The organism is Rhodococcus sp. UFZ-B548 (genome assembly GCF_903819475.1).
GTDB classification, from domain to species: domain Bacteria; phylum Actinomycetota; class Actinomycetes; order Mycobacteriales; family Mycobacteriaceae; genus Rhodococcus_F; species Rhodococcus_F erythropolis.
In genome coordinates this window covers 1-4,014 of record NZ_CAIJDS010000123.1, presented here as the reverse complement: position 1 = coordinate 4,014, position 4,014 = coordinate 1, and the positions used below count along the sequence as shown (strand labels likewise).

Below are 4,014 nucleotides of genomic sequence, written 5' to 3'. Positions count from 1 at the left end.
GTGAGTTCGAGATACCGGTCACGGCCCGAGTCCTCCCCGGTTGTAGAGACATCTGTTGCCAGGCCTGGAACCGGTTGGGCTGGTGCGGTATTCGAATCGGTGTCCGTGGGGATCGGTCCGGGACCACGATCGGTGGTCGCTGTCGGTGCGGTCGACCCGGCAGGCTGCGGAATAGTCGGGGCAGGCCCGTCGGCGGTCGTCGGAACCGGGACTCCTGCCGGGTTCTGCACACCCGGCTGTGTTGGTGCGCCGGGCGTTCCGGGCTGTCCTGGTTGCGCGGCGCCGGGGACGGGGACGATGGGGGTTCCGTTGTAGGTGGGGAAGTTCGTCGGAGCGTTGGCTCCGACGTTGGGGCCGCCGCCCGGTGCTTGTGCACCGGGAAGTCCGACCGTTGTTGTCGGGGCGGCCGTCGGGGTCGTGGTGGGAGCGGTCAAGCACGGGTTGATGTACTCCGGCGGGATGGGTGCACCGGGTGGCAGCGACGCAATGAGGTTCAGGTAGATCTGATGATCACGTGCCCGTACCGCTGCGCAGTCTTCTGCTGGTCCTGCGGAGGAGGTCGGGGCGAAGATCAGCAGCGCCAGCAGTGCGATCACCGTTGCGGCGAGCACCACCACGGTGGAGATCACCGTGGTCGGTGAGGTGCGGTCGAACCGGCGCGCAGGCTTCACCGGCGATCACCCGTGTTCGACTTCTTCCGAAATTCGGCGATGAGTGTGTCTGCGCCCCACCAGAACACCCGTCCTGCGATCGACATCCACAGAAAGAATGCCAGATACACCAGAATCGTCCCGTAATCGGTGGCCCATCCTCCGAGGCGTCCGATCACCGCGAACGCCGCGATCAACAACGCGAGCCCGAATACGGTCGCGATCACAGCTTTCGACATCTGACTCAGTTCACTGTCGCGATCCCATCCCTGATCACCTGTACCGACTGCATCGCGGGGTAGGTCGGAATACACCGATGCCGGAGCTGCAATGGTTCCTGGCGGTACGTACGGCAACGCAGGCTCAGCTGTGACGTCGCGGCGGGTGGGTGAGGTCATCGGGGCGTTCGGTGAGGTGGTCATCGGAGGTGAATGCCTTTCCCGCCAACTAGAAACGCGGGACTCGAGATACCCGACACCGACCAAAAGAACGGGCGGTCACCGGGAGGAGATGCAGCAGCGGACAGGAAGAGGGTGCGCTCTACCAGGGGCAGTTGACGTACGAGGTAGCTCCGGCGAGCCACCCTCCTGCCGGCGGGAGATAGAACTGGTACGAGGCGCACCCGTTCGGATACTGGGCAGCAATTGCCGTCCGGCGCGTCAGGACATCAGCCGACACGTCGATCACGGTCTCCCACCCGGGAACGGGGATCATGACGTTCGCGTTCGAGAGTGCCGTCACGATTCCACTGTCGCGGGCCGCCACGGTCAAGGCGTGGCCCAGGGGAACCTGCACCACCGGTGCACCGTACTGCGCCGGAACCGGCCCCTCGAACATCACGGGAGCAGCCATTGCGGCCGGGGCGGTAGCGAGCAGAATCCCGCCGACAGCGAGTGATGCAGCCGCGGTCGTGGCTGCGATTTTCTTCGTGCGAGTCAAAGACATGATGCTCCTTTGAGGGATGGAAAAGTGGAAAGTGTTGGGTAACAGCGCCAACGGCTGCCCAGCACATGAACCGAGTGAACCGAGACGTGCGCTTGTGGGCGCGGAATGCCGTTGACGACAGTCCTGGATCAGAGCCAGGTGGGGTCGGAGTAGACGAACACACTGTTATCCGAGGTCGCCGTCGACACGGCGAACTGCGCGTACGAACGGATCGTGACCGGGCCCATGCACGCATCGACCTTGACGTGCACGTTCTCCGCCGTGATCGACGCTTTCGCAGCCTCGAGGTCCTTCTTGCCGAGCGGGATCGTGGTGATCGTGCCCGGTGCGATGGTGGTCTGGATGCTCGGGTTCACCGAGGCGTTCACGCCGATGTTCGCCGACGGAACCCCCGAAATGCTGACCCCGACGGACGGGCCGAGGGAGAATCCGAGCCCCAGGCCGAGGCCGGAGGACACATCGATTTGGCAACCGATCTGCAACCCCTGCTCGATATAGCCTGTCTTCACCGCAGAATCGCCGGATCCGGTGATGGTGCCGGTGACCTTCGCCGACACGAACCCCTCGCGAGTGAACGCTGTTGTCGCCAGGTTCGGGACCGGGTTCGCCGAAAGTTTGGTAGCCGCCAGATCCAACGTCCAACCGTCGTCGGTGACCGTGCTCGCGAACTTGTCCGGCAACGCCGTCGGGGTCGCCGACGCACTGGCTGCGAACGCGAGAGAGCCAGCCATCAAAACCGACGACACCGCAGCACATGTGCCCATTGCCTTTCCGATGCGTCGCTTTCCTGTCAAGGTATGGATGGTCTCGGTGGTGGTGGTGGCCATGGTCGGTCTCCCTGGGGTGAGTCGAAATCCCCGCAACCAGAGCGATTGCGGAAACTTAACTGAACGTCTGACCGGGACGCTACAACACCGCCTGCATGCCCGACTAGCCTCCAATGCCCGAAGCCATCCGCCGAAAGTCGTACTCGAAGTTACGGAAACATTTCCCGAACACTCGGACCAGGCGGTTTGTTCACGGGAAGGGTGTGACGAGCCTCATGATCACGAAATGGTGACCGATGGTTCATGGGCAGTGATTATTCGGCAACCCGACACCGATAGGTGTTGACAGCCGGGACGAGGGTTATCTCGTCGCGGCGGTGCGGCGAGGTCCGACTGCTGCTTCGGCGAGTCGGGCGTAGCCCGGTGAGTCGGCGGGAACCTTCCGGCGTTGATCGGAGATGCGCAGCTTCGCGGCGACATTGGCCAACAGTTCCAGTGAGGTAGCGGAGAGGCCATTCGCGGCCAGAAGTAGGTCTTTCAATTCCTGGTCGTCGAGATGGTCGACGATATCGGCGTCCTGGGCCTCGACGAGGCCGCGGTCGCCGGCCCAGGGGACGGTGAAGAAGTATCCGGGGGAGACGCCGAAGTAGTCGGCCAATGCGGCCACGACCTCATCGGACGGGCTCGTGCGAACACCGCACCGCAGTTGGGAGAGATATGGTGTCGAGATCCGACAGCCTCGCTCGAGAAGGCCTCTCGCTACCGCTGTGTTCGTCAAACGCCGCCCTCGTCGGGCTGCGTCGACGGTGGCGACACCATGACCGCAGCAGCATTCACCTTCACCCCCGATGCAGACTTCGTCGACCGCGCACTCGACGCCGAGCTCCGCCGCGACAGCGAATCCGTCGACCGGAAACTCCGCACCATGCTCGCCGCCCTCGACGACTCCCTCGCCGGAATCAGTGATGCACGCGAAGAACTGCACACCCTCTACACCGCCCCCGGCACGGACACCGCCGAAGACGTTGCCGCCCATGACCAGGACATCGCCACCCACCTCGCCGAGGCTGCCCACAACCTCCGCGCGGCCGCCGAGATCCTGCGCAGCCACCGGCAACTCACCTCACCGCAACCCTGACCTCCCATGCCCACCGGCGACAGCAAGGACCCCGACGTGACACTCTCACTGGCCACCGTCCCCGACTTCGACGACCTCACCGACAACGAAGGCGAGATCGACGAATACAGCACCGCCCTCGACGTCGAGGCTCAACTCCTGTGCTCGCTGCTCTGGGCGCCGGCCGAGAGTGCGAAACGTGCCGTCGCAGCCTTGACCAGCGCCGACTTCTACCGACCCGTGAACGCGGCACTGTTCACTGCCATCTCAGAACTTGTCGAGGCCGGCAAACCTCACAACAGTGCCCACGTCTTCACTACCTTGCAGCAGGAAGGCCGCACCAGCGGTCACCTCGGGAAACAGCTCACCAAAGCACTCACCGACATCACCACCATCGGCGTCCCGTCCGCTGAACTCGAGCACAACATCGCCGCAGTCCTCACCCAGGCATACCGCCGCGGATTCCGCGAAGCAGCACGATCCCTCGCCCAAGCCGCCGAAGAACTCCCCGAAGACGAATTATCTGGATCCCGTG

General features: G+C 63.9%; 6 protein-coding genes and 1 pseudogene. 2 read left to right on the top strand and 5 right to left on the bottom strand.

Translation table 11 applies throughout. The features are described from left to right. From H7C86_RS36595 to H7C86_RS36575, 5 genes and pseudogenes are all read right to left on the bottom strand, one after another. Positions 1–671: pseudogene (locus H7C86_RS36595) on the bottom strand (hypothetical protein); the annotation flags it as partial. Beyond that, the gene (locus H7C86_RS37835; RefSeq protein ID WP_241896190.1) at positions 668–1,072 is read right to left on the bottom strand and encodes a hypothetical protein; all 405 of its coding nucleotides are present in this window, start codon (positions 1,070–1,072) and stop codon (positions 668–670) included. The gene H7C86_RS37835 and the pseudogene H7C86_RS36595, both read right to left, overlap by 4 nt. A 118-nt stretch (positions 1,073–1,190) precedes the next feature. Next, entirely contained in the window at positions 1,191–1,595 is a 405-nt protein-coding gene (locus tag H7C86_RS36585) for a hypothetical protein (RefSeq protein ID WP_182263487.1), read from the bottom strand. Positions 1,596–1,723: 128 nt separating this feature from the next. Next, positions 1,724–2,359, bottom strand: a complete 636-nt coding sequence (locus H7C86_RS36580) for an MspA family porin (protein WP_170320449.1) — start codon at positions 2,357–2,359, stop codon at positions 1,724–1,726. Positions 2,360–2,723: 364 nt separating this feature from the next. Next, positions 2,724–3,029 (bottom strand): hypothetical protein, encoded by a 306-nt coding sequence (locus H7C86_RS36575; RefSeq protein ID WP_259349441.1) that lies wholly within the window; start codon positions 3,027–3,029, stop codon positions 2,724–2,726. A gap of 150 nt (positions 3,030–3,179) precedes the next feature. Here H7C86_RS36575 and H7C86_RS36570 point away from each other — a divergent pair, with 150 nt between their 5' ends. Together H7C86_RS36570 and H7C86_RS36565 are read left to right on the top strand one after the other, a co-directional pair. Next, a complete protein-coding gene (locus H7C86_RS36570; RefSeq protein WP_182263485.1) occupies positions 3,180–3,500 on the top strand; it encodes a hypothetical protein in 321 nt (106 codons plus the stop codon). A 6-nt stretch (positions 3,501–3,506) separates the two neighbouring features. After that, positions 3,507–4,014, top strand: a 508-nt coding sequence (locus H7C86_RS36565; RefSeq protein WP_182263484.1) for a DnaB-like helicase N-terminal domain-containing protein, incomplete at its 3' end; no start/stop codon positions are given.

Excerpts from the sequence above, each read along its gene's own strand:
- H7C86_RS36580 (WP_170320449.1), bottom strand. The coding sequence starts at position 2,359 with ATGGGCACATGTGCTGCGGTGTCGTCGGTTTTGATGGCTGGCTCTCTC.
- H7C86_RS37835 (WP_241896190.1), bottom strand. The coding sequence starts at position 1,072 with ATGACCACCTCACCGAACGCCCCGATGACCTCACCCACCCGCCGCGAC.
- H7C86_RS36585 (WP_182263487.1), bottom strand. The coding sequence starts at position 1,595 with ATGTCTTTGACTCGCACGAAGAAAATCGCAGCCACGACCGCGGCTGCA.
- H7C86_RS36570 (WP_182263485.1), top strand. The coding sequence starts at position 3,180 with ATGACCGCAGCAGCATTCACCTTCACCCCCGATGCAGACTTCGTCGAC.